Genomic DNA, 1,483 nt, shown 5'->3' with positions numbered 1-1,483 from the left:
GCAGCGCCGGGCGCCGCCCGGCCGCGCCGGGAGCCCGTACGGAACACCTGCCGGGAGCCCGTACGGAACACCTGCCGGGAGCCCGTACGGAACACCTGCCGGGAGCCCGTACGGAACACCTGCCGGGAGCCCGTACGGAACACCTGCCCGGAGCCCGTACGGAACACCCGTACCGGCGCCGCTACGTCCCCTTCGCCCGCGGACTGCTGCGCGAGAGCGCCGCGCCCGCCAGGATCACCGCCGCACCCACCGGCGTGTTCCACGTCAGCTCCTCGCCGAGCAGCGCCACCCCCGCCGCCGTCGCGATGACCGGGATGACGTACGTGACCGTGTGCGCGTTCGTCGGCCCCACGTCGGCGACCAGCCCGTGCTGCACGAGCACCGCGAGCCCCGTACCCAGCGTGCCCAGGGTGACGACGGCCACCAGCGGCTCGGCCGGGAACGCCGTCGGCACCGAGGTGAACAGCACCGTGGCGACGGCCAGTTGGGCGGTGCCGAGGATCAGTTGCGTACCGGCGATCGACAGGTGGGAGTGCCCGCTGCCGGCGAGCGTGCGGCGGACGTAGATCCAGCCGACGGCGTAGCAGGCCGCGGCCAGCAGCGCGAGTACGGTGCCCAGCGGGTCCTGGCCGGTGAACCCCCGCCACGCGCCGAGGACGATCAGCACCCCGGCGAACCCGAGGCCCAGGCCGGCGACCCGGCGGCGCGTCGGCCGGTCCTCCCGCAGCGCGACGAGGGCGAGCAGCATCGCCCACAGCGGCGACGTGGCGTTGCAGATGCCGGCGAGCGAGGAGCTGATGTGCAGCTCGGCGTAGGCGAAGAGGGAGAAGGGCAGCGCGTTGATGAAGAACGCCGCCACCGCGATGTGCCCCCAGGTGCGGGCGCCGCGCGGCAGCCGTTCGCGGCGCAGGGCGAGCGCGGCGACCAGGACGGCGGAGCCGAAGGCCATCCGGCCGAGCGTCACTTGCAGTGGCGCGAAGCCGTCCGTGCCGACCTTGATGAGCAGGAAGCTGAAACCCCAGACGACCGACAGTGCGGTGAAGCGGACGCGCCAGTCGACGACGGGCCGCCTGGGCGCCGCGGCCGGGGGAGTGGCCGGGTCGGTGGCTGCTGCCGGTGCCGAGGTCATGGGCCTACGGTGGGCCCTCCACTCCGCGTAGCACAAGCGAGACTTTATGGCACCTATCTCGTAGCATCACTTACATGTTGAACCTGGAACGCCTGCGCACCCTGGCCGCCGTCGCCCGGCACGGCTCCGTGAGCGCCGCGGCCGACGGGCTGCACATCACCACCTCCGCCGTCTCCCAGCAACTCGCCAAGCTGGAGCGGGAGACCGGGCAGCAGCTGCTCGCCAAGAACGGCCGCGGCATCCGCCTCACCGACGCGGGCCGGCTGCTCTCCGAGCACGCCACCCGCATCCTGTCGCAGGTCGAGGCGGCGCAGTCCGAGCTGGAGGCGCACCGCGGGCGGCCCGTGGGGGAGC

At 73.6% G+C, this 1,483-nt stretch carries 2 protein-coding genes; one reads left to right on the top strand and one right to left on the bottom strand.

The window, feature by feature from the left end; all coding sequences use genetic code 11:
* Positions 1-181: 181 nt before the first annotated feature.
* Positions 182-1,129: a DMT family transporter gene (locus H5J30_RS32845; RefSeq protein WP_181791335.1), complete on the bottom strand. Its 948-nt coding sequence runs from the start codon at positions 1,127-1,129 to the stop codon at positions 182-184.
* Between the two features lie 74 nt (positions 1,130-1,203).
* Between H5J30_RS32845 and H5J30_RS32840 the strand changes: the two genes are divergently transcribed.
* Positions 1,204-1,483 (top strand): LysR family transcriptional regulator (locus tag H5J30_RS32840; protein WP_181791333.1); only part of this gene is annotated, 280 nt, incomplete at its 3' end.

Origin of the sequence: Streptomyces phytophilus (genome assembly GCF_013870535.1) — a bacterium.
In the GTDB taxonomy this organism is placed as follows: Bacteria; Actinomycetota; Actinomycetes; order Streptomycetales; family Streptomycetaceae; genus Streptomyces; species Streptomyces phytophilus.
The sequence above is the reverse complement of the archived record's forward strand: the minus strand, read 5'-3'. Positions and strand labels throughout refer to the sequence as shown.

Coding starts and splice junctions, on each gene's coding strand:
- H5J30_RS32845 (WP_181791335.1), bottom strand. CDS start 1,129: ATGACCTCGGCACCGGCAGCAGCCACCGACCCGGCCACTCCCCCGGCC.